Here is a 24,962-nt window from a genome sequence, read left to right on the forward strand (position 1 = left end):
GCCCTTCCTCGTTGGGCGCTTGGCCAGTCGTTACCCCGCTCTTCACTCCGTACGCAGCCCGCGCCCCAGGCTCAGCGGTACCGGAGAAACCAAACCCGGACGAAACCTCGATACGCCGGGGCCCTGGGGGTGGTCCTGGTCGACCCGTGGATGACGCTCGATGCGGAAACTCGCGGGATATTGCAGGCCCTGGACCGCAGGAACAAGCCGTGGGTGGGCGTGCTGGTGCCGTGGAACGAGCTCGACGAGCAGCTCAGGGGCGCGGAGGCCGAACTGCGGCTCGGCCTGCGGGAAAGCTTTCCTACCACCGCCCTGGACGCGATCAACGGCGTCAGCGGGCTGACGCGGTTCTCCTTCGTCCTGCGGCAGGTCATCCAGGCCTTGTGCACGCCCTACCTACGTGAAGTCCAGTCTTTCCCGCCACTGGTACCTGGAACCCGGCGCCCGCGGCTGTGGTCGCCGAGTTTTCGCCGGGCCTGTCAGACCCAAGGGAGACACGATGACAGAAGACCGCGACGGCCGGATCATCACGTTCTACTCGTTCAAGGGTGGGGCCGGCCGCACGATGACGCTGGCCAACACGGCATGGATCCTCGCGGCGAACGGTAAACGGGTGCTGGTCGTCGACTGGGATCTGGAGTCGCCGGGACTGCACAAATTCTTCCGCCCCTTCCTGAAGAGCACCGACATTGCCACAACGCAGGGTGTGATCGAACTCATCTCGGACTACTGCTGGAGTGCGACCCGACAGGTGCAGCGCCCAGCGGACTGGCATCGCGAGTACGCCCGGGTGGGAGTCCATACGGTCTCGATCGAATGGGAACACTTTCCCGGCGACGGCGCGATCGATTTCCTTTCGTGCGGACGGCAGAACCGGGACTACTCGGCGCTGGTATCCGACTTCGACTGGGACAACTTCTACCGCAGGCTGGGCGGCGGCCAGTTCCTCGACGCGCTCCGCGACGACATGCGGCGCAATTACGACTACGTGCTCATCGACAGCCGGAGCGGGCTCAGCGACATCGCTGACATCTGCACCGTGCACCTTCCCGACATCCTGGTGGTCTGTTTCACACTCAGCGACCAGAGCATCGAGGGAGCGGCCGGCATCGCCACGCAGATCGCCGATCGTTATCCCGATCGCGGAATCAGAATCTGCCGGTCCCGATGCGGGTGGACGACGCCGAGAAGGAGAAACTGGACGCGGGACGCGCCTTCGCACGACACCGGTTCGAACGTTTCCCGATCGGCCTGGCCTCGGCGGAAGTGAACGTCTACTGGGGTGCGGTCGAGATTCCGTACAAGCCCTTCTACGCCTACGAGGAGACGCTGGCCACTTTCGCGGACGCGCCCGCGTCGCCGAGCTCGCTCCTGTCGTCCTATGAGCGCCTGGTCGAAGCCATCACCGAGGGCCGGGTCAGGACACTGCCGCCCCTGGCGGATGAGGTGCGGCTGAGATATCGGGACATGTTTGTCCGCCAACGTCCTTCCGTTTCCACCGATATCTACCTCGACTATGTGCCTGATGACCTGCTCTGGGCGGAATGGATCAGGGCGGTGCTGGTGCAGGCGGGTCTGCGCGTGCACACCCGCGACTCCGGCGGAGCGCGGGGCGAGACCGCGCCGGCGGGCCTGGGCGGCCCCGGCGCCAGGACCCTGGCGCTGATCTCTCCGGCCTACGTGCGTTCCGCCCAGACAGCGAATCTGTGGCAGCCGGCGGCGGTGGACGAGGTGCCGGGCGTGCGGGCCCGCCGCATCCCGATCCGGGTCGCGGATGTGCGGCTTCCGTACACCACATCGATGCTGGTGGACCTGGTTCGCCTGGACGAGGCGCAGGCCCGGGTCGCCCTGCTGCGGGCCGTCGGCCGTCCGGAGCACCTGGTCCCGCCGGTCGTCCAGGTCAACGCCCTGCGCTTTCCCGGGACGCAGCCCGCCGTGCTGCATCTGCCGACCAGGAACGCGACCTTCACCGGGCGCACCGAGGTGCTGGAGCGGCTGCGGAACGCGCTGGTCGGCAGTTCCCAGGCGGTCGTGACCCAGGTTCACGTGCCGCAGGCCCTGTACGGGCTCGGCGGAGTCGGCAAGACCCAGCTGGCGATCGAATACGCGCACCGCTACATGACCGACTACGACGTCGTCTGGTGGATCTCGGCCGAACAGACGGAACTGCTCAACGGGGCCATGGCCGAGCTGGCGGAACGGCTCGGGATCAGGGTGGGCGACAACGTGGCCGAGGCCGCGCAGGCCGCCAAGGACGCGCTCCGGCGCGGCGATCCGTACGCGCGCTGGCTGCTGATCTTCGACAACGCCGACAGTCCGCAGGACCTTGAGGCGTTTCTTCCCGGTGGCCCTTCAGGACATGTGCTGATCACCTCGCGCAACCAGACGTGGTCGCAGCTGGCGACCCCGCTGGAGATCGACGTGTTCACCCGGTGGGAGAGCCTGGACCACCTGAGACGCCGCGTGCTCGGGCTGAGCGAGGACGAAGCGGACCTCGTGGCAGCCGCCCTGGGCGATCTGCCCCTGGCCATCGAGCAGGCCGGAGCCTGGCTCCAGGAGACCGGCATGAACGTGGCGGAGTACCTGGAGCAACTCTCCCGCCAACCGGCGGCCATGCTCGCCCTGGGCGAGACCCATTCCTATCCCACCCCGGTGGTCCTCACCTGGAACGTGTCCTTCAACCGGCTCAGTGAGCGTTCGCCGGCCGCGGTCCGGCTCCTCGAACTGCTGTCGTTCTTCGCCCCCGAGCCCGTGTCGCTCGCCATGCTGTACGGCGACGAGACGGTGCGCTGCCTGGTGAAGTACGACGACTCGCTCCGCGAAAAGATCATGATTGGCCGCCTGGTGCGCGAGCTGAGCAGGTTCGCGCTGGCCAAGGTCGACCAGCGTGACAATTCCGTTCAGGTGCATCGTCTTGTCCAAGCGGTGCTGCGCGACCGGATGAGCGCCGAGGAGCAGGACGCGACGGCACATGACGTGCACCGGATTCTCCTGGGCGCCCGCCCCCGGCTCGGAGACACCGACGACCCGGCGAGCTGGCCGCGCTACGACGAGATCTGGCCGCACCTCGGGCCGTCCAGGGCTCGTGACTGCGACGAGGAGGAGACACGTCAGCTGCTCATCGACCGGGTCCGCTACCTGTGGAAGCGCGGCGAGTTCGAGCGGGCGCTCGAACTCGGCCATGAGCTGGAGGAGCGGTGGATCGACAAACTCGGGACCTACGATCGGCAGACCCTTCACCTGCGATTCGAGATGGGCAACGTGATGCGGTCCCAGGGCCGCTATCAGGAGGCCCGCGATCTCGACGCGGCGGTCCTGGTTGACCAACGCAACGTGCTGCCCAGCCCGCATCCGCACACGCTGATGACGGCCGCGGGGCTCGCCGCCGACCTGAGGGCACTGGGGGAGTTGAGCGAGGCCCTTCGGATGGAGCAGGACACGTTCACCCAGACCCGGGAGCTGTTCCTCGATGACCACCCGCGTACGCTGATGGCGGCCGGCAACCTCGCGGTCGCGATGCGGCACGTGGGCGACTTCCAAGGGGCGGAGCGGCTTGACCGGGAAACGCTGGCCCGCCGTCGCGACGTCCTTGGCGTGGATCACCCTTTCACCCTGTCCTCCGAGAACAATCTCGCGCTCGACCTGCGCGAGGCGGGTGAGTACCCGCGATCGGCCGAAATGTTGCGCAGCACGCTGGCCTCCTACCAACGGGTACTCGGTCCCGACCTGCCCGACACCCTGCGTACCGCCCTGAGCCTGGCCGTCTCCCTGCGTAAGGCGGGGATTCACGGGGAGGCCAGGCAGTTGACCGAGGCGACCTACGACATCTGTCTCCAACGTTTCGGCCCTCATGGGCCCGACACCATCGCCTGCAAGCTGAACCTCGCCTGTGATCTTTCCGGGGCGGGCGAGGAAGCCGCGGCCCTCAATCTGGCCACCGAGGTCTGGGAGACGTACCGGAACCAACTCGGCGAGGAGAATCCGTACACCCTCATCGCCGCCAACAACCGGATGATCTATCTGCGCGGCGCCAACCTGCTGGCACCCTCGTCTGCGACGCCAATCTCGCGACCGTGCTGCGTGCGGACCGGCGCGCCGACGAGGCCCGGGAACGGCGGGAATCGGTTCTTGGGCGCCTGCGCCGCGTGCTGGGCGAGCAACATCCCATCGTCGAGTCCGTCGTCGGCTGGCGCCTGGTGGATCGCGACCTGGAGCCGTTGCCGTGGTGATCCAGTCCGCCATTCGGGGAATGAGAGGGGGCCTCGCGTATTACGCGTCGATACCGAATCGCAACTCTTAGCGGAAAACACGGGTGAGGCGGCAAAAACTGAAGCGAGCCAAGTAAGCGATGCGCTTGCTGGGATGGGGAGGCGACTTGTATGGGGATCGGACGTAAGAACGCGTCCGCAATCTCCGCCGGCGCGCTGGCGCTCGCGCTCGGCGGAGGCTTACCCGCGCTGCTGGCGAGTCCCGCGCAGGCGGCCGACTGTGACGCGCGCGGGCTGCTCTCGGGAGTCACCAACGGGCTGTGCCAGGTGGTCGACGGCGTCACCGACGTGGTGGACGGGGTGACCGGCAACGCGCTGGCACCGGTGACCGACGGGGTGGACAAGACGGTCAGCGGGGTGGCCGGCGTGGCGGGCAACCTGGGGGCGAGCACGGGGACGGGCGGCAGCCCCACGGCGCAGCCGAGCCCCTCCCCGACGCAGGGCCAGAGCGACAAGGGTGTCGGCGGGGTGACCGGCGCCCTCACCAAGACCGTCACCAAGACCGTGCAGGACACCTGCCTGCCGCTGCTGGCCGCGCCGGACTGCGGGCAGGGGAAGACCCCCAAGGGGGACGAACCCTCGAAGACCCGGCCGAGTGAAGCCGCGGACGGGGACGGCACGCTTCCCCCCGAACCGGAGCGGCCCGTACGGCAACGGCCCGAGTTCGTGGACTCCGACGAGCAGGGCACCGATCCGGCGCCCGGGAACGGGGACGGCAACGGCGGCGACGAGGGTGGCCCAATCGATCTCGACCGGGCCGGAATGTCGCTGCTGTGGCCTGGACAGTTCGTGCCCGGGCTGTCCGGCCACTCCCCCGCGGTACGGGGCCGGCCGCACCAGACGTACGACCCGGTGGGGACGGCGCTGACGGCGGTGCTGCTGCTCTCGGCCGTGCTGGCCACCCGGGTGGTGGCCGCGCGGCGGGCCCGCGAGGAGCGGGAAGCCGAGGAGGCGCTGCCTCTCTCCGGACTGCCGCTGCCCGCGAGCAGCCGCCACAGGCTGGCCTGACGGGTCCTGAGAGGTCAGGCGCCCAAGGCGTGGACGCCCCCGTCGACGTGGACGATCTCGCCGGTGGTGGCGGGGAACCAGTCGGAGAGCAGGGCCAGGCACGCCTTGGCGGCGGGGACGGTGTCGGCCAGGTCCCAGCCGAGCGGGGCCTTGGCCGGCCAGCTGTCCTCGAACTCCTTGAAGCCGGGAATGCTCTTGGCCGCCATGGTACGCAGCGGACCGGCGGCCACCAGGTTCACCCGGATACCGTGCTTGGCAAGGTCGCGGGCGAGGTAACGGTTGACGGACTCCAGGCCCGCCTTCGCGACGCCCATCCAGTCGTAGACCGGCCACGCCTTGGTCGCGTCGAAGTCGAGACCGACGATCGAGCCGCCGCCCTCCTTCATCAGCGGCAGGCAGGCCACGGCGAGCGACTTGTAGGAGAAGGTGGAGATGTGCAGCGCGGTGGCCACATCCTCCCAGGGGGTGTTGAGGAAGTTGCCGCCCAGGCAGCTCTGCGGCGCGAAGCCGATCGAGTGCACCACCCCGTCGAGCCCGTCCAGATGCTCGCCGACCCGGTCGGCCAGCGTGTCCAGGTGCTCGGTGTTCTGCACGTCCAGCTCGATCACCGGCGGCGGCGTGGGCAGCCGCTTGGCGATCCGCTCCACCAGACTCAGCCGGCCGAAACCGGTGAGCACCACCTCGGCGCCCTGCTCCTGGGCCAGCCGGGCCACGTTGAAGGCGATCGAGGCGTCGGTGAGCACGCCGGTGACCAGGAGCCGCTTGCCCTCGAGAATTCCCATGGTTAGTGCCCCATTCCCAGTCCGCCGTCGACGGGGATGACCGCCCCGGTGATGTAGGAGGCGTCGTCGCTGGCGATGAAGCGCACGACCCTGGCGATCTCCGCGGCCTGTGCCTGACGGCCGAGCGGGATCTGCTTGCGGATGAGCTCCCGCTGCTCCTCGGAGAGTTCGGCGGTCATGTCCGACTCCACGAAACCGGGGGCCACCACGTTGACGGTGATGTTCCGGGAGGCGAGCTCGCGGGCGAGCGAACGCCCGAAACCGACCAGGCCGGCCTTGGACGCGGCGTAGTTGGTCTGCCCGGCCGAGCCGAGCAGGCCGACCACCGAGGAGATCAGCACGATCCGGCCGCGCTTGAGCCGGAGCATCGGGCGGACCGCCCGCTTGGCCACCCGGTAGGCGCCGGTCAGGTTGGTGTCGATGACATCGGTGAAGGTCTCCTCCTTCATCATCGCCAGCAGCGTGTCCTTGGTGATGCCGGCGTTGGCGATCACCACCTCGACCGGGCCGTGTTCGGCCTCGGCCTTGTCGAACGCGGCGTCCACCTCGGCCTGGCTGGTGACGTCGCAGCGCACGCCGAAGAGCCCCTCCGGGGGCTCGCCGGATCGATGGGTGACGGCCACGGCGTCGCCGGTCGCCGCGAGTTCGCGGGCGATCGCGAGGCCGATGCCGCGGTTGCCGCCGGTGACGAGTACAGAACGAGCCATGACCCGACGCTATCGGCTACCGTCCGGTAACTACTTGTCCGGCGAGCACAAGATCACAGGTCCGGCGTGGTGGGGTTCGGCCAGAACCCAGCTCCAGACCCCACCCGGGACCCACCACGGACCCCGGCCTGGCCTCGCTCTCGCTGCCTGGGCTTGTCGGTGGCCCCGGATAGGATCCTCAGCATGCGTGAGATCGATCCGGATTTCCTCGCCCTGCCGCTCAGGCGGCTGGCCGACGCCGCGCTGACCCGGGCCCGCGAGCTGGGCGCCGAGCACGCGTCGTTCCGCCTCGAACGGGTGCGCGCGGAGACACTCCGCCTGTTCGACGCCCGGCTGGAGGGCTCCATCGACGCCGACGACCTCGGCTTCGCCGTGCGGGTGGTCAAGGACGGGACCTGGGGGTTCGCCGCCGGGATCGAGCTGACCCCGGAGGCGGCGGCGGCCGTGGCCGAGCAGGCGGTGACGGTGGCCCAGGTCAGCGCGCCGATCAACCGGGAACCGGTGGAACTCGCGCCCGAAGGCGTATACGCCGATGTGACCTGGGTCTCCGCCTACGACATCGACCCCTTCGACGTGCCGCTCCGCGAGAAGGTGGACCTGCTCGGCGACTGGTCACGCGGCCTGCTCGGCCAGGTCGACCACGTCTCGGCCTCCCTGATGCAGGTCAAGGAGCAGAAGTTCTACGCCGACTCGGCCGGCACGATCACCACCCAGCAGCGGGTGCGGGTGCATCCGTCGATCACCGTGATGAAGTCCGACGGCGAGCGCTTCGACGACATGCGCACCCTGGCGCCCCCGGTCGGGCGGGGGTACGAGTACCTGACCGGCACCGGCTGGGACTTCCCCGCCGAGCTGGCCACCCTGCCGGAACTGCTGGCCGAGAAGCTCGCCGCCCCTTCCGTCGAGTCCGGGCGATACGACCTGGTCGTGCACCCGTCCAACCTGTGGCTGACCATCCACGAGTCGATCGGCCACGCCACCGAGCTGGACCGCGCGCTCGGCTACGAGGCCGCCTACGCGGGAACCTCCTTCGCCACCTTCGACCAGCTGGGCGAACTCACCTACGGCTCCAAGATCATGAACGTCACCGGCGACCGCACCGCCGAGCACGGCCTGGCCACCGTCGGCTGGGACGACGAGGGCGTGCAGGCCCAGTCCTTCGACATCGTCAGGGACGGCACGCTCACCGGTTACCAGCTGGACCGGCGCATGGCCCTGCTGAAAGGCCTGGGCCGCTCCAACGGCTGCGCCTTCGCCGACTCCCCCGGCCACCCGCCGCTGCAGCGCATGGCCAACGTCTCGCTGCGCCCGGCCGAGGGCGGCCCGTCCACCGAGGAGCTGATCGCCGGGGTGGACAACGGGATCTACGTGCTCGGCGACAAGAGCTGGTCGATCGACATGCAGCGCTACAACTTCCAGTTCACCGGCCAGCGCTTCTACCGCATCTCCGGCGGCAAGCTGGCCGGTCAGCTCCGGGACGTCGCCTACCAGGCCACCACCACCGACTTCTGGCGGTCCATGGACGCGGTGGGTGGCCCGCACACCTACGTGCTCGGCGGCGCCTTCAACTGCGGCAAGGGCCAGCCCGGCCAGGTCGCGCCGGTCAGCCACGGCTGCCCGTCGGCCCGGTTCCGGAATGTACGGATCCTCAACACGGTGCAGGAGGGCGGCAAGTGACCCCGCAGGAGACAGTCGAACGCGCGCTCGCGCTGCCGGGCGCCGACCAGCGTGTCGTCATCGTGGACGAGGGCTCCACCGCCAACCTGCGCTTCGCGGGCAACACGCTGACCACCAACGGGGTGACCAGGTCGGCGCGGCTGACGGTGATCTCGATCGCCGGGTCCGGGGTGGGCGTGGTCTCCCGCGCCGCCGTGCGGCCCGACCAGCTGGCGGACGTGGTGGCGGCGGCGGACGCCGCGGCCAGGGACGCCGAGCCCGCCGAGGACGCCCGCCCGCTGGTGGCCGAGGGCTCCGACGCCGACTGGGACGACCCGGTGCGCCGCACCTCGATCGAGGTGTTCTCCGGCTTCGCCCCGGCCCTGGGCGAGTGCTTCGCCACCGCCGAGGCCTCCGGCCGCCGGCTGTACGGCTTCGCCGAGCACCAGGTGGACTCGGTCTTCGTGGGCAGCAGCACCGGCCTGCGCCGCCGCCACGACCAGCCCACCGGGCGGCTGGAGCTGAACGCCAAGTCGCCCGACATGACCCGTTCGGCCTGGGCCGGGGTGGCCACCCGCGACTTCGCCGACGTGGACGTGACCGCGCTGGACGAAACGCTGGCCCAGCGGCTGGACTGGGCCAAGCGCCGGATCGACCTGCCCGCCGGGCGGTACGAGACGATCCTGCCGCCGGGCGCGGTCTCGGACTTGATGATCTATCTCTACTGGTCGGCCGGGGCCCGGGACGCGGCCGACGGCCGGACCGTGTTCGCCAAGCCCGGCGGGGGCACCCGGGTGGGCGAGGAACTGTCGACGCTGCCCGTGCGGCTGTTCAGCGATCCGGCTAGGGCGGGCGTGGAGTGCCTGGACTTCGCGGTCGCGCACGCCTCCGGCCGGGAGCAGTCCGTCTTCGACAACGGCCTGGCGCTGACCGAGACCGACTGGATCCGGGACGGCCGCCTGACCAACCTGGTGCAGACCCGGCACTCCGCCGAGCTGACCGGGCTGGCCACCACCCCGCAGATCGACAACCTGATCATGGAGAGCGCCACCGGCGGCGGCACGCTGGAGGAAATGATCGCAGGCACCGACCGCGGTCTCCTGGTCACCTGCCTCTGGTACATCCGCGAGGTGGACCCCCAGACCCTCCTGCTCACCGGCCTCACCCGAGACGGCGTCTACCTCGTCGAAAACGGCGAGGTCGTGGGCGAAGTCAACAACTTCCGCTTCAACGAGTCCCCCGTAGACCTTCTCAACCGCATGACCGAGGTCGGCACCAGCATCCGCACCCTCCCCCGCGAATGGAACGACTACTTCACCCGATCGATCATGCCCCCGATCCGGGTCCCCGACTTCAACATGTCAACAGTCAGCCAGGCCAACTAACCCACCAAGCCGGGTGGGACCACACGCATACCCACCACAGCTATCCCACCCCCCACTCGGGCCTCCGCTACCGGCGGAGGTTCCCTCGGATTGCGGAGCCGGGTCCGACCAAATGTCAAACAGGGGCGGGCGGGTGGGACAAGCACGGCAATCTGGGAAACCCTCGCCGGTAACGGAGGCCCGAGAACCCGGGAAATCCCGCCTGTAGCGAGGCCCGGGTGCGGTGGGACAGCTGCGGTGCGCCGGGAGTCAGTGGCGGGGTTTGGTCAGTCGGAGTCTTCGAGGCGGAAGCCGACCTTCATGCCTACCTGGAAGTGGGCCACCTCGCCGTCCTGGATGTGGCCGCGGACCTCGGTTACCTCGAACCAGTCGAGGTGGCGGAGGGTTTGGGCGGCACGGCGGATGCCGTTGCGGATCGCCTGGTCAACGCTCTCCCCCGAAGTGCCGACGATCTCGGTCACCCGATAGGTTCGGTCCGTCATGGGTCCTCCTCGGCGGTGCCGATGGTGTTGCCCGATGGTGCATACATGATCGTATCGCGGAGACGTAGGGTGGATTCATGAGGGTTAGGCGCAAGGGCCACCCCGTCGTTCACACGGTGACGGACGCGCAGCCCAGTCTGTCGGAGGACATCCGCAAGCGCGAGATCGCCTACGTCATCAAGATGAGCATCCGTGTCATCTGCCTGATCCTGGCGGTGGCCGTGCCGGCGCCGTGGCCCATCCGGTTGCTCTTCATCGCCGGTGCCGTACTTTTGCCGTACCTTGCCGTGATCGGGGCCAACGAGCGGGCGGCGGGTCTGCCTTCACCCATGGACGAGACCGAATCTAACCAAAACGAGATACCACGGCATCGACGCGAGATCGGGTCGTGACAAAGTCTTGACGCATCCCAAGGGTGGGAGGTGTACAGTTTAGCCAAGCGCTCTGGTCCCCCGTCGGAGCGCTGGTGCCGGCGTTCCGGGCCCCCGTCGGAACGCCGATGAAGCGATGCCGGGTGGTTTGCCCCCGTAACCACCCGGCATCGCCCTTTTCTGAGACCTGTTTCCGTCTGGTAAGCGTGAAATTTTGATGAGGCGGATTGACCGCCTCCTTGACAGGGCTTCTCCAGGACTAACCCGAATCAGGGATACCCCTGACTCAGGGCTGCTCCGGAATCGGGCTGCTCCGGAATCAGGACCACCCCGGAATCAAGATTGCTCCGGAATGCGCGGCCAGTCGGCCGCGAGGGCGGAGATGCGAGCGATCACGTCGGGCGGAGCCGTGCCGGTGCCCTGGGCGAGGCCGACCAGGTAGGCGGTGAGCGGCGCGGCCGGGCGGGCGACCCCGTGGGCGACGTCCCGGGTCAGGTCGAGCACGGCGTCCCGATCCAGCTGGGACGGGTCCAGCCCGAGTTCCCGGCAGACCAGGGCGGTCCACTCCTCCAGCACGTTCACACGGTCTCCTCTCCGTTCACCGGGTCTCCTCCTGTTGGTTGGCGAGGGCCAGGTCGGCGGGCGTGTCACAGTCGAACCACGGAGTCCGGCCGTCCGCACCCGCGTCGACCTTGGCGGGGCCCAACGGCGCCAGCAGCCCGTGAAGCGAGCGGCCATCGTAGCGACCAAGCGCCTCGACAAGCACCCACCGCCGCCACACACCCGCCAGCCACTGCTCCCGCCCAGTGTCATCCACCAGCACGGCCCCCGCCGACCCGCCGTCACCCACGGGCACGTCCCCCGAACGCCCACCGTCACCCACGGGCACGTCCCCCGCGGGCCCACCGTCATCCACCAGCACGGCCCTCGCCGGCCCACTCTCATCCACCAGCGCGTCCCGGGCTTGACCTGCGGCAGCCGTGAGCAGGCGTTCCACATCCGTCGCCGTGAAGAACGGCAGGTCCCCGGCGAGCAGGGCCACCCAGTCCGCGTGGCAGTGCACGACGCCCGCCCGCACGGCCGGCACGGGCCCACCCTCTGGCGGATCCTCCCGCGTGAAGATCGTCCCGGGCCGGGCCAACTCCCGCCGCTCCCCCACGACCACCAGCCGCCCGGCGGCGGCCACAGCGGCGGCGACACGCTCGACCAGCGACCGCCCGCCCACCAGCGCGCCAGGCTTGTCCCCACCCCCGAACCGACGTGCCGCACCCCCAGTGAGGATCACAGCATCAAAGGGCGGCGAACCAGTCACCTCAGGCATCCGTTCCACTAACCCGCAGCAGCCCCGAAGGCACCGGAATCGCCTCAGCCGCCGATGGCGCTCATCGGCCGGGCGGGCTGCAAGAAGGCAGGATCGTCGATGCCGTGCCCCGCCCTCTTGGTACGCACAGCAGCCCGCCACCGCTCCACCAGCTCATCATCAGAGGCCCCGCCCCGCATGGCACCACGCAGATCCGACTCCTCGGTCGCGAACAGGCAGTTGCGCACCTGCCCGTCAGCGGTCAGCCGTACCCGATCGCAGGCCCCGCAGAACGGCCGGGTCACCGCTCCGATCACCCCGACCCTGGCCGGCCCCCCGTCGACCAGGAACAGCTCGGCGGGCGCGCTCCCCCGCTCCCGAGGATCGTCCTCGACCAGCTTGAACTCCTGCCCGAGCTCGGCCAGGATCTCCTCCGCCGTGATCATGTCCTGGCGCTTCCAGCCGTGCTGCGCGTCCAACGGCATCTGCTCGATGAACCGCAGCTCGTACCCATGCTCCAGGCAGTACCGCAGCAACGGAGCCGCCTCGTGCTGGTTGATCCCCCGCATCAGAACCGCGTTGACCTTCACCGGGGCCAGTCCAGCCGCGTCGGCGGCGGCCAGCCCCGCGAGCACGTCCGGCAACCGGTCCCGATGGGCCAGCCGCCGGAAGATCTCCGGATCGAGGGTGTCCAGGGAGACGTTCACCCGGTGCAGCCCGGCCTCGGCCAGCGGCCCGGCCAGCCGGGCCAGCCCGATCCCGTTGGTGGTGAGCGAGGTCTCCGCGCCCAGCCCCGAGGTATGGGCCACGATCTCGGGAAGTTCCCGGCGGAGCAGGGGTTCCCCACCGGTGTACCGGACCTCGGTGATGCCCAGGCGTTCCACGCCGAGCCGTACCAGCCGGACGATCTCCTCGGCGGTCAGCAGTTCGGGTTTGGGCAGCCAGTCGAGGCCCTCTGGCGGCATGCAGTAGGCACACCGCAGGTTGCACCGGTCGGTCAGCGAGACCCGCAGGTCCGTCGCCACCCGCCCGAACGAGTCGACCAGCACCGGGGACCTCCATCGCGCGAAAACATCAGCCTAATACCCAATATTTCCGGCATTTCGTAGCGGCTGTCGCCTTACACAGCAGCCGCCACCCGGCCAACATTCCCCGATCCCCGGTGCTTTGCCCGATCAACCCTTGTAGTTGAAGACCTGCCGCAGCGTGTGCTGCACCTCAACCAGGTCCTGCTGATCCGCCATGACCTTGTCGATGGACTTGTACGCCTTCGGGTGCTCGTCCACCAACGCCGCCGCCCGATTGGAGTTCCAGGTCCGCCCGGCCATCGCCTCGGTCAGCGACTTCGCCGACAGCGCCCGGCGTGCCTGGCCCCGCGACATCCGCCGCCCGGCCCCGTGCGAGCACGAGTGGTACGACTCAGCGTTCCCCCGCCCCTTCACGATGTAGGACCGCGTCCCCATCGACCCGGGAATGACCCCTTCGTCGCCCTTGTCGGCCTTGATGGCGCCCTTCCGGGTGATCCACAGCGTCTTCCCGAGATGATTCTCACGCTGCGTAAAATTGTGATGACAGTTGATCATGCGTACCCGCTCACCGGCCCCGACCACCTCGAACAGCGCCGCGGTGAGCACCGCGTCCATCCGGGCCCGGGACGCCATCGCGTACGCCTGTGCCCAGAGCATGTCCGCGATGTAGTCGTCGAACTCCGGTGTCCCCTGGACCAGGTACGCCAGGTCCGGGTCCTCCAGCGTGCGCTCCTGCCGCTTCATCAGGTTCTTGGCGTCCACGATGTGCTGGGTGGCCAGCTGGTTGCCGATCCCCCGCGACCCCGAGTGCAGCACGGTCCACACCCGATCCCGCTCGTCCAGGCAGACCTCGACGAAATGGTTCCCCGAGCCGAGCGTCCCGAACTGCAGGGCGACCTTCTCCTCCTGCTTGACGGTCAGCTCGGTGCGCGGCCGTCCGAGCACGTGCAGAGTCTGGTCGATGGCACCGTCCTGGTGCCCCTTGCCCACCCCGGCCGGGATGCGCCGCTCCACCAGGGGCATCAGCGCGTCGAGCGTGTCCGGCAGGTCCGCGGCGGTCAGCGTGGTCTCGGTGGCCACCATCCCGCAGCCGATGTCCACCCCGACCGCGGCCGGGATGATCGCACCTTCGGTCGGGATCACCGACCCCACGGTCGCCCCGATCCCCACGTGCGCGTCCGGCATCAACGCCACGTGCCCCGTCACAAAGTCCAGCCGTGCCGCCCGGGACGCCTGCGCGACCGCCGCCGCGTCGATCTCACTCGCCCAGGACAGCACCTTGGGCGCCACCAAATCCGGCATGATCCCTCCTTTCCGGCCCCCAGTGTGCCCGGATCCGGGCCTCGCATCCCACTGGTTTTCCCGCGCATCACCGCCACATCGCGTAAATACGAAATAGCGAGAAAAATGGGGAGCGGCCGTGATCCAGTTGCCCACCACGTGGCCCGCCGCCAGCCTGATGGGGCGGCTGAGCCGGGACGACCAGCTGGCGCTCGCCCGGATCGGCACCACCATCGCGCGGGCGGACCGGACCGCCCTGCTCCTTGAGGCCGTCGAGGGCAACGAGGTCTACCTCATTCTCGACGGGTTCGTGAAGATCACCGCGGCCGGGGGCACCGGGAACGAGCGGTTGCTGGCCATCCGGCCGCGTGGGGAACTGGTCGGCGAGTTCGCCGCGCTCGACGACGCCCCCCGCTCGGCGACGGCGACCACCAGCGGCCCGGCGACGCTGGTCCGGATCGGCGCCGGCCCGTTCCTGAACCTGCTGCGGACCCGCCCGGACATCACCATCGAGGTGGCCCGCAGCGTAGTGCGCAAGCTCAGGTACGCCACCGCCCGCCGGGTGTACGACCACGCGGGCAACGCCACCGCGCGGCTGGCCCGGGTGATCTACGAACTGGTCACCGAGTACGGCGAGCGGAACGGCACCACCATCGTGCTCGACATGGCGCTGACCCAGCTGGAGATGGCCACGATGGCCGGGATAGCCGAGTCCACGGCCGAGTCGGCGCTGGCGAAGTGGCGCCGCGCGGGCATCCTGCAGACCCGGTACCGCCGGATGACCGTGCACGACCTGGACCGGCTGCGGGCGGCCGCAGAGATCGCCTGATTCCCCGACAAGAGGGAATTTCGCCGTCCTATCCCTCCAATGCTGGTCACATGGACGCTAACCCTCCCGCCATCCGGCGGCTGTGCGTGGCGGCGACCGGCTGGCCACTGGACGACCTGGCCGACGTGCTGGCGGCCGCGTGCGCCGCCGCGCGGCTGGATCGCCTGCTGTGGGGCAGCCCGGTCCGCTCGCCGTGGGCGGGCGTGCTCCACCCGGGAGTGGACGAGTCGCGCGCCGTGGCCGATCTGGTGCACGCCACCTGGGTGGCGCTCGGCGCGCACAACGCCGCCGCCGCCCGGCCGCTGGCCATCCGGCTGGCCATCGCGGAAGGCCTGACCGTACTGCGGGACGGCGAGTTCGACGGCCCGGGGGTGCGGATGGCCGACGCGCTCTGCGACCGCGCGCCGCTCTCGGCGGGGCTGGAGGTGGCGGTGTCGGGCCGCATCCTGGACGACATCCGCGCCGTCGGCGGCGCCCGCTTTCCGCTGGCGGGATTCCGGCCCTTCCGGCCTGGCTCCTGGCTGGCGGTCTTCGGGCAGGGCGGCATGTGATGCGGCACATGGAGACGGGCCGGGTGAACCGGTTCCTGGTCTGGGCGGGCGGCGCCGCCATGCGGCACATCGTGACGCCGCTGGAGCTCATGCGCGCGGTGGCCGTGGGGACGATGGTGATGATCGTGGCGGTGCTCGCCGCGGTGTCCATGTCGATCTACCTCACGGTGATCATCGGCGGCTTCCATCCGTGGTTCATCCCGCTCGCGCTGTTCTGGGGCCTGATCATGCTCAGCGTCGACCGGCTCATCCTGCTCGATCCGAGCTATCCGACCGGGCGGCCGGAGACCAAGGCGACCGACGAGCTGACCGGCTCCGCGCCTGCCCAGACGGGGGAACGTTCCAAGCGGGTGGCCCGGGGGACGCAGTGGCTCGTCGCGTACGCGATCCGCATCGGCATCGCCATGATCACCGCCGTCTTCATCAGCGAGGCGATCAGCCTGGTGATCTTCCAGCCCGAAATCAAGCTGGTGCTCCAGCAGCAGGCCGACACCAAACAGGAAGCCGAGACCAAACGGCTGGTGAACCAGGAGATCAAGGTGCACCAGGACGCCATCCCGCCGCTGGAGAAGCGGATCGCGACGTACCAGACGGAAATCGATGACGCCCTCGCCCGGTGGGAGAAGGCGCAGCAGAGCTACAAGGACGAGATCAACAACCCCGACCGGCCGGGCTTCGGGCCTCTCGCCGGGAGGGAGGCCGACAAAGAGGCCGAGGCCAAACAGGACTACGAGGACATCCGCGACAAGAACCACGAACTCATCAAGACGCTGAACGACGAGATCAAGGATCACCGCGCGCAGGCCGACCACCTGAACTCACCTGCGGATCCCGCCAGGAAGCCGATGGAGGAGGAGGCCCGCGCCCGCTTCCCCGAGGAGACGGGCTGGCTCGCCCAGGAGAACGCCTTCCAGACCTTCCAGCGGACCAACGCCGGCAACCCGGCGGTGATCTGGATCCCCTGGCTCCTGCGCGGCCTGCTCTTCCTGGTGGACCTGCTGCCGATCGTGATGAAGCTCATCAGCGGCCGCACCCTGCACGCCGGGCTCGTCCGCGCCGAGGCCGCCCGGATCCAGACCACCATCCGGCTGAACGAGATCGCCGACCACGAGTCCCTGGACCTCGCCACGGCGAAACGCGTCCGCCGGGACCAGCAGGCGGCGCAGCTCGCCAAGGAGCGCGACGCACGCTACCGCGACATGCGGACCGACCACCTCCGCCGAGATGGTCCCTGACCGAGGAGACCGATGGACCACCAGAAAACCGTCAAGACCTACCGTGAGCTGGCCGAGCGGGCCAACGCGGCGCTCTCGGCGGTGCGCGCCGCCGTCCCTGCCGCCGGCCGGACCCGGCAGCGTGTCACCGAGCTGACCACCGCCATCGACGAGGCCGCCGGCCACGCCCGCCGCCTGCACGGGGCCACCTTCCGCAACCCGTCCGTGGCCGTGGCGGGCACCAACACCAGCGGCAAGTCGCTGCTGCTCAACCTGCTGGCGGGGATTCCCGGCCTGCTGGCCGTCTCCAGCGGGCACACCACCGGGAACATCGCCGTACTGCGGCTCCACCCGGCCCCTCCAGGCAGCGAGTCGCCCCGCCAGACGGCGGCCGGGGTGAGCTACATGTCGGCGCCGATGGTGGCCGAGCTGGCGCGGCGGCTCAGGGACGCCATCGTCGAGACCGTCGAGAAGAACCGCCTGCCGTACCGGGTGGACCGGTTGAAGGCGGTGACGCTGGTCGATCCGGACGATCCCGGGGGCGGGGACTGGGCGCCGGTGCGGGAGTTCTGCACGCAGGTGTGGAACGGGGACAACGCGCGGCTGCCGGGCCTGGCGTACGAGTTGCTGCGGCTCGGCGAGGCGGTCAAGGCCGGGGCGGCCCTGCTCCCCCGGGCGGGGGCGGGCGCGCCGGTGACGATCAGCGGGGAGGCGCTGGACGCGGCCATCCGGATCGGCGAAGACCGGCGGCTGCCGCCGGTGGTGCCGCCGCCCTCCGGCGCGCTCCCGATCGACCCCGCCCACCCGCTGGACGCCGAGGCCCTGCGGGCGACCTTCCCGCTCATCCACCAGATCACGATCGACCTGGCGGTGCCCGCCACGCTCTGGCCCCTGGAGGGGCTGACCGTCGACCTGGTCGACTTCCCCGGGCTCGGGTCGGGCTCGGTGCGGGACTCCTTCCTGACCGAGGAGGAGATCGCCAACGCGACGATCGTCCTGATCGTGCTGAAGGGCGATCTCGCCAAGAACAGCCACATCACCGGCTTCCACACGCTGCTCCAGCGGGACCGTTACCTCAAGGGCGAGCTGCGCAACTCGGTGCTGGTCGCGGCGAACCGGTTCGACCAGATCGCGCCGGCCCGGCCGGCGCCGGCGAGCTTCGCCGAGTACGGACACTCGATGGTGCACGAGAAGTTCGCCATGGTGTACGAGATGGCCCAGCTGCTCACCCACGACCGGCTGGACCGGGTGGCGTTCACCTCGGCCCTGGCGGGAGCGGCCGTGGCGGGCCTCCCGCCGTGGGGCGAGACGACCGCCCAGGAGATGGCGCACGCCACCGAGTCGCTGGACGACTGGCGGACCCTCTGGCTGGAGATGCTGGAACGCGACCCGCACCACCCGCTGAACGAGGCGCTCCGCGCCTACACCCACGACGGCGGGATCACCGGACTGCGCAGGCTGGTCGTCCGGCAACTGCTCGGCGACGGGCTGCGCATCTGGTCCGGCGAGCTGCGGGCGATGGCGCTGCGGCTGCTGGAGGGGCTGACCAAGGTGGCGGTGCTGGCCGAGCGGGAACCGAGGATGGACCCGGCGCAGGAGGCCGAACGGGTGGCCCTGGCCGGGCTCCGCACCGCGCTTGTGGACGGCGCGCACGACCTGCTCAAGCGGCTGGACTCGCTGGCCCTGGTGCTGCGGCCGGCCACCGACCCCCGGTCGGCCGATCCGGACGGCCTCGGGTACCGGCTGCTGGACGCGGCGGCCCGGTCGGTGGGGCAGTGGCCGGAGTGGAGCCGCCTGGTTCACCTCGGTAAGGACGGGGTCGTCCTCCTCGACGAGGAGTCGGAGGACGACCCGTTCGACCCCTTCCCCGGTCTCGGCGAGGCCGACTTCCCGGCCGCGTCGACTCCCGCCGCCGTCAGCACCGCCGACTTCGTCGAGCCGTACCTGGACTCCCACCAGGAGGTCATCGAGAGCGGCCTGGACCTGCTGCGGGGGGCGCTGGTCGAGTGGGGCGGGCGAGCCTACGCGGACGGGACGCCGCTCGGCCGGGCCAAGGCGGACCTGGCGGCCCATCGGGCGCTGCTGACGCGGCGGCTTCCCGCGCTGGGCGACCGGGCCCTGATCGTCCGCAGGACGGCGCTGCTCGACTCGCTGGCCAACCCCATGCTGGCGGCCGACACGCTGGAGACCGTGTTACGCAGGAGCCCCGTGACCGGCGGCGAGCCCCGCTTCCCGCTGGCCCGCGACCAGGCCCTGCCCTGGCATCCGGAGCTGGTCGACCGGATGCGGAAGCTGCACCCGACGATGATCAGCAGGCGGACCGACATCGAGCAGGTGGCGCGGCTGCGCAGGGACCTGGTGCTGGCGCTCTACCACGAGGTCTCCCAGCTGCTGCAGGAACGGCTGACGACCGTCGTGGGCGGGCTGCGCAGAGGCATCAAGACCATCCAGGACGCCATCCCCACCAACTCCGACCTGAGCCGGATGGCCACCGGCACCCCCGCAGGACCTGCCACCGGTGTCCGCGCCGGCGAGGCCGACGCGCTGACCGCGCTGCGCGACCTGATCAACGACCCGAACTGGCCCACCGGCACCGACGAGGAGGACCAACGATGAGCAGCCCGGATCCGAACGTAGAACCCGACCCGAACGCCGAACCGGCCCCGCTGCGACCGGAGTGGGACCTGCGGGGTACCACCAAGCTCCAGTCCCTCACCATCGACCTGGGCACCTACGCCTCGACCATGGCGCTGTTCAGCAACATCGAGACCGAGCACCGCCCGCTGGACCCGGAGCAGGAGAAGGCCCTGGCCGAAGGGCTGGCGGAGCTGCTCACGGAGGTCGCGGGCTCCGAGACGGGGCGGCGGATCGCCGACCAGTGCGCCGACCTGCTCGGCGACACCGACCCCGTACCGGACGCCGCCGGCCTCGCGGTCCTGCTCCGTCAGGAGGCCGAGTCGGTGGTCGCCCCCGGCAACTCGCCGGACCAGGCGCATCCCGTCACCCGGCTCCGCCAAGCCGTCATGTACGCGGTGGAGTCGGTACTGGCCGACGAGGACGAGCACGCCCTGCGCCTGCACCTGATCCACGACACCGCCGCCAGGGTGGACATGCTCACCACGCAGAACCTGCTCCTCCCGGAGATCGACGACCTCTGGTCGGTCCCGGAGGTGCGGAGCGTGCTGTCCATCGACACCGCCGACTTCGACAAGTCCAAGCTGGTGGACGAACCGGCGCTGGCCGGTGACGGCGAGGGCCCGCTCCGGCTGCCCGGGCTCAAACGGCGGGTGCTCCACCCGCTGGAGGTCTCGGCGCTGGCGGACGTGCAGCTGCCGAACGGCTGGCGGCCCGACACCGACCTGCTGCTCGCCCAGGCCTACCGCGACCTGGTACGGCGGCTGGAGATGTCGCTGCGCCGCACGGGATCGGACGACCTGGCCCCCTCCCACCGGCGGAGACTGGTCAACGGAAGGGTCGCGCAGGTCATCCTGACCTACCCCACCACCGCGCCGCCCGCCGCCCGGGCCAAGCTCCAGCGGCTGGCCAGGATCGCGCTGCGGCTGGGCTCCGACGCGGGCGTGGACATGCGGTACGACGAGGCGGCCGCCGCCGCGATGTACTTCCTGTTCCGCGGCTTCGGCGGCAGCGTCGACGCCGGGCTCGCGGCCTTCCGCGCGCAGGCCCGGGAGGTGATCGTGCACGACACGGCCATCTGGCGGCAGATCATGGAGGTCATCGACGTCGGCGGCGGCACCACCGACGTGGCGCTGCTCGCCATCGACCTGCACGAGCTGCCCGACACGGAGATCCCCGGCGTGGAGCCGTCGGACACACCCCGGCTGGAGGGCCGCCGCTACCTGCTCCGCCCCCGGGTGCTCGGCACCAGCGGGGACGGGCAGCTCGGCGGCGACCTGATCACGCTGCGCATCTTCTACTGGATCAAGGCCGCGCTGGCCGACGCCCTGGTCAAGGCCGCCAAGGAGCGCGCCAAGAACGGCGCAGCCGCGGACGCCTCGGAGGCGTCCGGGTTCAGCCCGGAGATCAGGGCCGCGGCCGCCTCCGACACCTGGACCGAGCTCGCCCCGCAGGTCGTCGCCTCGACCTCGCCGGACCCCGTGCCGGCCCGGGTGCGCACCATCCTGCGCCGCCTGCTGCCCACCCACACCCCGCCGCCCGAGCGGGCCGAGGAGGACGAGAGCCTGGTGCTCACCACCACCCTGCGCCCGCTGAGCCAGGAGTTCGCGGTGCTGTGGAACGCCGCGGAGAACGCCAAGAAGGACGCGTTCGCGATCGGGAAGTCCTACTCCTTCGGCAACGAGCTGCACAACGACCTGCCCGACGACTGCCCGTTCCACGCCGACCTGAAGCACCTCGGGGAGAAGGTGGAGCTGAGCCAGGAGGACTTCGTCAGGATCCTCTGCCCGGTGGTGGAGGCCGCCGCCGGGATCGCCGCCGACCTGGCCAGGCAGTCGCTGACCGAGGAGTACGGCGACCGGGTGGACGTGGTCGCCCTGGCCGGCCGTACCACCTCGATGCCGCAGGTGCGCGACCTGGCGGGGCAGTGCCTGACGGAGGCGTTCTCGGGGACGGGCAGCGCGCTGCGGGCGATCAACTGGGATCCCAGCCGGTTCGTGGACGCCGGCAGGCACGCCAAGCAGGCGGCCGTGCTGGGCGCCGCCTGGGCGCACAGCACCACCGAGTTCGCCCGGGTCCACGAGGACAACCGGGTCATCGGCGCTGACAACCTCACCGTCCGGCTGGACAACCTGCTGCTGACGCTGCCCGGCTCGTACGGCCTGGCGAGCCATCTCAACGAGATGCCCATGCCGTGGCTGCGGGCGGGCAGCCCGATCGACCGCTGCGACGCCTCCGGGCACGCGTACATCAGGAGCGGCTGGCGCCCGCTGGTGCCCTCGATCGCCCTGCACCGCATCGTGAACTCGCGGCACTCGATCAGCTGGGGGTCCTGGCGGTACGCCCAGCACGCGGAGAGCGCGGACGGCATACTGCCGCCGGACGTCTGGTTCGCGGTGGAGCTGGACCAGGAGCAGACCCCGACCCTGCTCCTGCGTAAGGGGGAACGGTCCCTGCTGCATCCCCTGTACGGGTCCGACCTGGACTCCGCGCCGATCAAGCTCAGGGCGTTTCCCGAGCTGGGCGGGTTCTTCGCCGACGGCCGGCTGGCCCGGTTGCCGAAGATCGAGGCCGCGCCGGTGCCCGGCGGCGGGGTCCGCAGGGTCACCGTGTTCGACCAGGCCACCGGGCAGCATCCCTTCCCGGACGACTTCGCCGCCGACGGCGAGATCGGGGTCGGTGGCCCGCCCGGCCGGGGCGAGCGGTCGGGGGTGGTCTCCCGGCCGCTGCCCGAGGCGCCAGACGCGGGCGAATCGCCCATCCCGGACGAGTACGAGTTCTGGGCCCAGGCGGAGGAGGGGCACTGGATTCCGCTCGGCGCCCTGCCCACGCCCCGGCTGAACACCGGGTCGCCGCGGGTTCCCATCTGGGCCGTGCTCGACGACGCCGGCGACCTCCGGCTGCACGTCGGGTATCCGGCCGACTGCGCGGCGGCCTCCCTGGACGAGATGGCGGCCAACCCCGGGTGGGTCTACCGGACCGCGATGGACAGCGAAAGCACCGACCACCGTCCCGAACGGGACCCCTTCACGGGAGACCACTGATGTCCGACCCCCTGCTTTCCGTGCCCGGTGCGGGCGATGACGTCACCGACGCCCTGGCTCGGCTGCTCGCCAAGCTTTCCTCCCAACCGTTCGGTGAGGCGTGGGAGGCCATGAGCGATGCCCTGCACGCGCTGGATCGAATGAACTCGCCCTTGGACGACGAGTGGACGCCCACCATCGAGATCGCCGAAGCGTGGGTCAAGAGCGTCGGGCGGCGGGCCAAGGCGCTGCAGAAGGCGGCCCGTGAGCCGGAGATCCCGCAGGAGGCGACCGTTCAGGACACGGTCGCCGGCGACGTGCCCGAGGTACCTGAGGTGGCTGAGCCTGAGGCCCCCGAGGCTGAGGTGCCCGCGGTGCCCGCGGTGGCTGAGCCTGAAGCGCCCGAGGCTGAGGTGCCTGCGGTGCCCGAAGCTGAGATGCCCACGGTGCCCGCAGTGATCACGCCGCCCATGGAGAGCTATGAGGAGATTCTCCTGCGGGAGGCGGGTCGTCGGTCGCCGGATCTCGTCGAGGGTCTCGATGAGGCGTACGCGCCGGTGGTCAGGGCGGCGCAGGAGATCATCGCGCTGGCCGCCGCCGCGGACGGGCTGGGCCTGATCAAGATGACCGGGAAGCCGTGGCTCACCCGGTTCCGCGCTCAGGACGACCTGGCCGGCTACCGGAAATCCCTCGTGGACGCGCTGACCGAGCTGCGCAAACGGAACGGCAGGCCGGTCAGGGAGCGCCTGGAGCAGTTGATCATCGTCGACCGCCATCTGCGTCAGCTGGTGCCAGTGACCGGCCAGGGCGGGGAACTGCGGGTGACGCCGCCCGACCGGCACAGCCTGTGGCAGGAACTACTGAACGACTCAGAAGACGCCATGAACAAGCTGGCAGCCACCTCGCCCGGCGAACAGTTCAAGGTAACCGCTTTCGGCCGGGAATCCTACGTCCAAGCCAAACAGTCCAGCCTGCTCGACGACCTGCACACCTGGCGCCAGCCCTTCAGCCCGGGGACGACCGAGCCCACCATCGTGTGGACGGTGTCCTGCCTACTCACCAAGGGGGCCGGGGCCGACGAGGAACGGTTGGTCCGGGCGCGGGTGGTCTGGGAAAGCCCCTGACCACCCGGAGCCCTGCAACTATCCGGAACCCTGCTATCCGGAGCCCCGCTGTCCGGAGCCCCGCTGTCCGGAGCCCCGCTGTCCGGAGCCCCGCTGTCCGGAGCCCCGCTGTCCGGAGCCCCGCTGTCCGGAGCCCCGCTGTCCGGAGCCCCGCTGTCCGGAGCCCCGCAACTGTCCGGAGCCCTGATGTCCGGATAGTTGCTATCCCGAGCCCTGCTATCCCGAGCCCTGCGCAAGCAGGAGCAGCACGCCGATCGCCGCCACTCCGACGACCGTGGCGAAGGGCAGCCGTGCGTGACGGGCGCCGAGCGCCCATCCCGTCACGGTCAAGGCGGTGGCGGCGGTGAGCGCGGACCAGCCGGGGATCTCGGGTGGGCCCGGCGGGGCGAGCACGAGCAGGGCGACGGCGAGCAGGGAGGGCACTGGGGCCAGGGCGCGCACCCTGGCCACCCCCAGCCGCTGGGGCAGGCCGCGGACCCCTGTCGTCAGGTCGGCGGCGATGTCGGGGAGCACGTTGGCGAGGTGGGCGGCCAAGCCCAGCAGCGCGGCGGCGGCGGTCAGCCACCACGGCGGCAGCTCGTGGCCGGGCTGTCCGAGCGCGACGAACAGGGGGACCAGGCCGAACGCGAGGGTGTAGGGGGCCCAGGAGAGCAGGGTGGACTTGAGGCGAAGGTTGTAGGCCCAGGCGGCGGCCACGGCGATCAGGTGGACGGTGGCGGCGGCCAGGCCGGAAAGGAGGGAGAGTGGAACGGCCAGCAGCAGGGCGACAGTGGCGGCCGAGCGTACCGTACGGGCGGCGACCAGTCCGATGACGATGGGCTTGCGGGCCTGCCCGGTGGCGGTGTCCCGGGCCGCATCCGCGGCATCGTTGCACCAGCCCACGGACAACTGCCCCGCCAGTACGGCCATGGCGACGCCCACGCACCCTGGCAGAGCGCGCCCGCTTCCCGCAGCAAGGGCCGTGACCATGGCGGTGACGGCCAGAGTCGGACCCGGATGGCAGGCAAGCAACAGTCCGAGGACGGGCGAGCGGGCAATGGCCGGGGAGTTCACACGGCCAGGGTGCCCAGCGGACCGGACCTCTACACAGCCCACCTCCGGCCGCTTACCCACCTCGCTTCGACTCATTCGCTTGCCGTGAAACTCCCACCACCCTTCTGCCTCTCCGCGTCCTGCTCGGCTTACGCCGGGGTGGATGGTTGCCGTGGAACTCCCACCCACCCAACCCTTTGACCCCTTCGGGTCCGGGCCCGGCTCCGCCGGGAAGGTCGGTTGCCGTCCGGCACACCAAAGGTTGATTGCCGGGAAACTCCCGCCCA

22 protein-coding genes are annotated in these 24,962 nt (G+C 70.3%); 14 read left to right on the forward strand and 8 right to left on the reverse strand.

The window, feature by feature from the left end; genetic code table 11:
• The first annotated feature begins 123 nt into the window (after positions 1 to 123).
• The 4 genes from fsxC to KIP79_RS43925 are packed head-to-tail and all read left to right on the forward strand — an operon-like array spanning position 124 to position 5,276.
• Positions 124 to 609, forward strand: coding sequence for an FxsC protein (gene fsxC / locus KIP79_RS50325; protein WP_372453758.1), 486 nt, complete (start codon positions 124 to 126; stop codon positions 607 to 609).
• A complete protein-coding gene (locus KIP79_RS43915) occupies positions 500 to 1,270 on the forward strand; it encodes a tyrosine-protein kinase family protein (RefSeq protein ID WP_214111004.1) in 771 nt (256 codons plus the stop codon). The genes fsxC and KIP79_RS43915 overlap by 110 nt, the downstream gene beginning before the upstream one ends.
• Positions 1,168 to 4,572 carry an FxSxx-COOH system tetratricopeptide repeat protein gene (fxsT, locus tag KIP79_RS43920; protein ID WP_214111005.1) on the forward strand — a complete coding sequence of 1,135 codons (3,405 nt, stop codon included), beginning with the start codon at positions 1,168 to 1,170 and terminating at the stop codon, positions 4,570 to 4,572. The genes KIP79_RS43915 and fxsT overlap by 103 nt, the downstream gene beginning before the upstream one ends.
• Entirely contained in the window at positions 4,536 to 5,276 is a 741-nt protein-coding gene (locus tag KIP79_RS43925; RefSeq protein WP_214111006.1) for a hypothetical protein, read from the forward strand. Before fxsT ends, KIP79_RS43925 begins: the two co-directional genes overlap by 37 nt.
• 14 nt (positions 5,277 to 5,290) lie before the next feature.
• On the opposite strand, the gene fabI is transcribed toward KIP79_RS43925, so the two are convergent.
• Positions 5,291 to 6,058, reverse strand: coding sequence for an enoyl-ACP reductase FabI (gene fabI, locus KIP79_RS43930; RefSeq protein WP_214111007.1), 768 nt, complete (start codon positions 6,056 to 6,058; stop codon positions 5,291 to 5,293).
• 2 nt (positions 6,059 to 6,060) lie between these two features.
• A complete protein-coding gene (gene fabG, locus KIP79_RS43935) occupies positions 6,061 to 6,765 on the reverse strand; it encodes a beta-ketoacyl-ACP reductase (RefSeq protein WP_214111008.1) in 705 nt (234 codons plus the stop codon).
• A gap of 183 nt (positions 6,766 to 6,948) precedes the next feature.
• Between fabG and KIP79_RS43940 the strand changes: the two genes are divergently transcribed.
• The gene (locus KIP79_RS43940; RefSeq protein ID WP_214111009.1) at positions 6,949 to 8,442 is read left to right on the forward strand and encodes a TldD/PmbA family protein; all 1,494 of its coding nucleotides are present in this window, start codon (positions 6,949 to 6,951) and stop codon (positions 8,440 to 8,442) included.
• Complete coding sequence (locus tag KIP79_RS43945) at positions 8,439 to 9,806, forward strand: metallopeptidase TldD-related protein (protein WP_214111010.1); 1,368 nt, start codon at positions 8,439 to 8,441, stop codon at positions 9,804 to 9,806. The genes KIP79_RS43940 and KIP79_RS43945 overlap by 4 nt, the downstream gene beginning before the upstream one ends.
• Before the next feature lie 266 nt (positions 9,807 to 10,072).
• Here KIP79_RS43945 and KIP79_RS43950 read toward each other — a convergent pair whose 3' ends face one another.
• Positions 10,073 to 10,288, reverse strand: a complete 216-nt coding sequence (locus tag KIP79_RS43950; protein ID WP_214111011.1) for a dodecin — start codon at positions 10,286 to 10,288, stop codon at positions 10,073 to 10,075.
• Between the two features lie 116 nt (positions 10,289 to 10,404).
• On the opposite strand from KIP79_RS43950, the gene KIP79_RS43955 reads away from it, so the two are divergent.
• Positions 10,405 to 10,680 (forward strand): DUF3099 domain-containing protein, encoded by a 276-nt coding sequence (locus KIP79_RS43955; protein WP_308170224.1) that lies wholly within the window; start codon positions 10,405 to 10,407, stop codon positions 10,678 to 10,680.
• A gap of 315 nt (positions 10,681 to 10,995) precedes the next feature.
• Here KIP79_RS43955 and KIP79_RS43960 read toward each other — a convergent pair whose 3' ends face one another.
• The 4 genes from KIP79_RS43960 to KIP79_RS43975 form a co-directional block, all read right to left on the reverse strand.
• Complete coding sequence (locus KIP79_RS43960) at positions 10,996 to 11,241, reverse strand: DUF6457 domain-containing protein (RefSeq protein WP_214111013.1); 246 nt, start codon at positions 11,239 to 11,241, stop codon at positions 10,996 to 10,998.
• Between the two features lie 16 nt (positions 11,242 to 11,257).
• Positions 11,258 to 11,944, reverse strand: a complete 687-nt coding sequence (gene mobA, locus KIP79_RS48030; RefSeq protein ID WP_308170225.1) for a molybdenum cofactor guanylyltransferase — start codon at positions 11,942 to 11,944, stop codon at positions 11,258 to 11,260.
• A gap of 80 nt (positions 11,945 to 12,024) precedes the next feature.
• Entirely contained in the window at positions 12,025 to 13,008 is a 984-nt protein-coding gene (gene moaA / locus KIP79_RS43970) for a GTP 3',8-cyclase MoaA (protein WP_214111014.1), read from the reverse strand.
• A gap of 126 nt (positions 13,009 to 13,134) precedes the next feature.
• On the reverse strand, positions 13,135 to 14,289 hold the full coding sequence (locus KIP79_RS43975) for an RtcB family protein (RefSeq protein ID WP_214111015.1): 1,155 nt from the start codon (positions 14,287 to 14,289) through the stop codon (positions 13,135 to 13,137).
• Positions 14,290 to 14,407: 118 nt separating this feature from the next.
• On the opposite strand from KIP79_RS43975, the gene KIP79_RS43980 reads away from it, so the two are divergent.
• Genes KIP79_RS43980 through KIP79_RS50330 form a run of 7 tightly spaced genes read left to right on the forward strand, consistent with a single transcriptional unit; the run spans position 14,408 to position 23,841 of the window.
• On the forward strand, positions 14,408 to 15,097 hold the full coding sequence (locus tag KIP79_RS43980) for a Crp/Fnr family transcriptional regulator (RefSeq protein ID WP_214111016.1): 690 nt from the start codon (positions 14,408 to 14,410) through the stop codon (positions 15,095 to 15,097).
• 50 nt (positions 15,098 to 15,147) lie between these two features.
• Positions 15,148 to 15,648 (forward strand): hypothetical protein, encoded by a 501-nt coding sequence (locus KIP79_RS43985; RefSeq protein ID WP_214111017.1) that lies wholly within the window; start codon positions 15,148 to 15,150, stop codon positions 15,646 to 15,648.
• Positions 15,648 to 16,883 carry a DUF4407 domain-containing protein gene (locus KIP79_RS43990; protein ID WP_214111018.1) on the forward strand — a complete coding sequence of 412 codons (1,236 nt, stop codon included), beginning with the start codon at positions 15,648 to 15,650 and terminating at the stop codon, positions 16,881 to 16,883. The genes KIP79_RS43985 and KIP79_RS43990 overlap by 1 nt, the downstream gene beginning before the upstream one ends.
• Before the next feature lie 12 nt (positions 16,884 to 16,895).
• Entirely contained in the window at positions 16,896 to 19,478 is a 2,583-nt protein-coding gene (locus KIP79_RS43995) for a GTPase family protein (protein WP_214111019.1), read from the forward strand.
• Positions 19,475 to 22,540 (forward strand): acetate and sugar kinases/Hsc70/actin family protein, encoded by a 3,066-nt coding sequence (locus KIP79_RS44000; RefSeq protein WP_214111020.1) that lies wholly within the window; start codon positions 19,475 to 19,477, stop codon positions 22,538 to 22,540. The genes KIP79_RS43995 and KIP79_RS44000 overlap by 4 nt, the downstream gene beginning before the upstream one ends.
• On the forward strand, positions 22,540 to 23,643 hold the full coding sequence (locus KIP79_RS44005) for an uL10 family ribosomal protein (RefSeq protein WP_214111021.1): 1,104 nt from the start codon (positions 22,540 to 22,542) through the stop codon (positions 23,641 to 23,643). The genes KIP79_RS44000 and KIP79_RS44005 overlap by 1 nt, the downstream gene beginning before the upstream one ends.
• Positions 23,644 to 23,673: 30 nt before the next feature.
• Complete coding sequence (locus KIP79_RS50330) at positions 23,674 to 23,841, forward strand: pentapeptide repeat-containing protein (RefSeq protein WP_372453759.1); 168 nt, start codon at positions 23,674 to 23,676, stop codon at positions 23,839 to 23,841.
• Between the two features lie 18 nt (positions 23,842 to 23,859).
• On the opposite strand, the gene KIP79_RS44015 is transcribed toward KIP79_RS50330, so the two are convergent.
• Positions 23,860 to 24,771, reverse strand: a complete 912-nt coding sequence (locus KIP79_RS44015) for a UbiA family prenyltransferase (RefSeq protein ID WP_214111022.1) — start codon at positions 24,769 to 24,771, stop codon at positions 23,860 to 23,862.
• Positions 24,772 to 24,962 lie beyond the last annotated feature (191 nt).

The sequence above is a fragment of the Acrocarpospora catenulata genome (genome assembly GCF_018476525.1).
Taxonomy (GTDB): Bacteria; Actinomycetota; Actinomycetes; order Streptosporangiales; family Streptosporangiaceae; genus Acrocarpospora; species Acrocarpospora catenulata.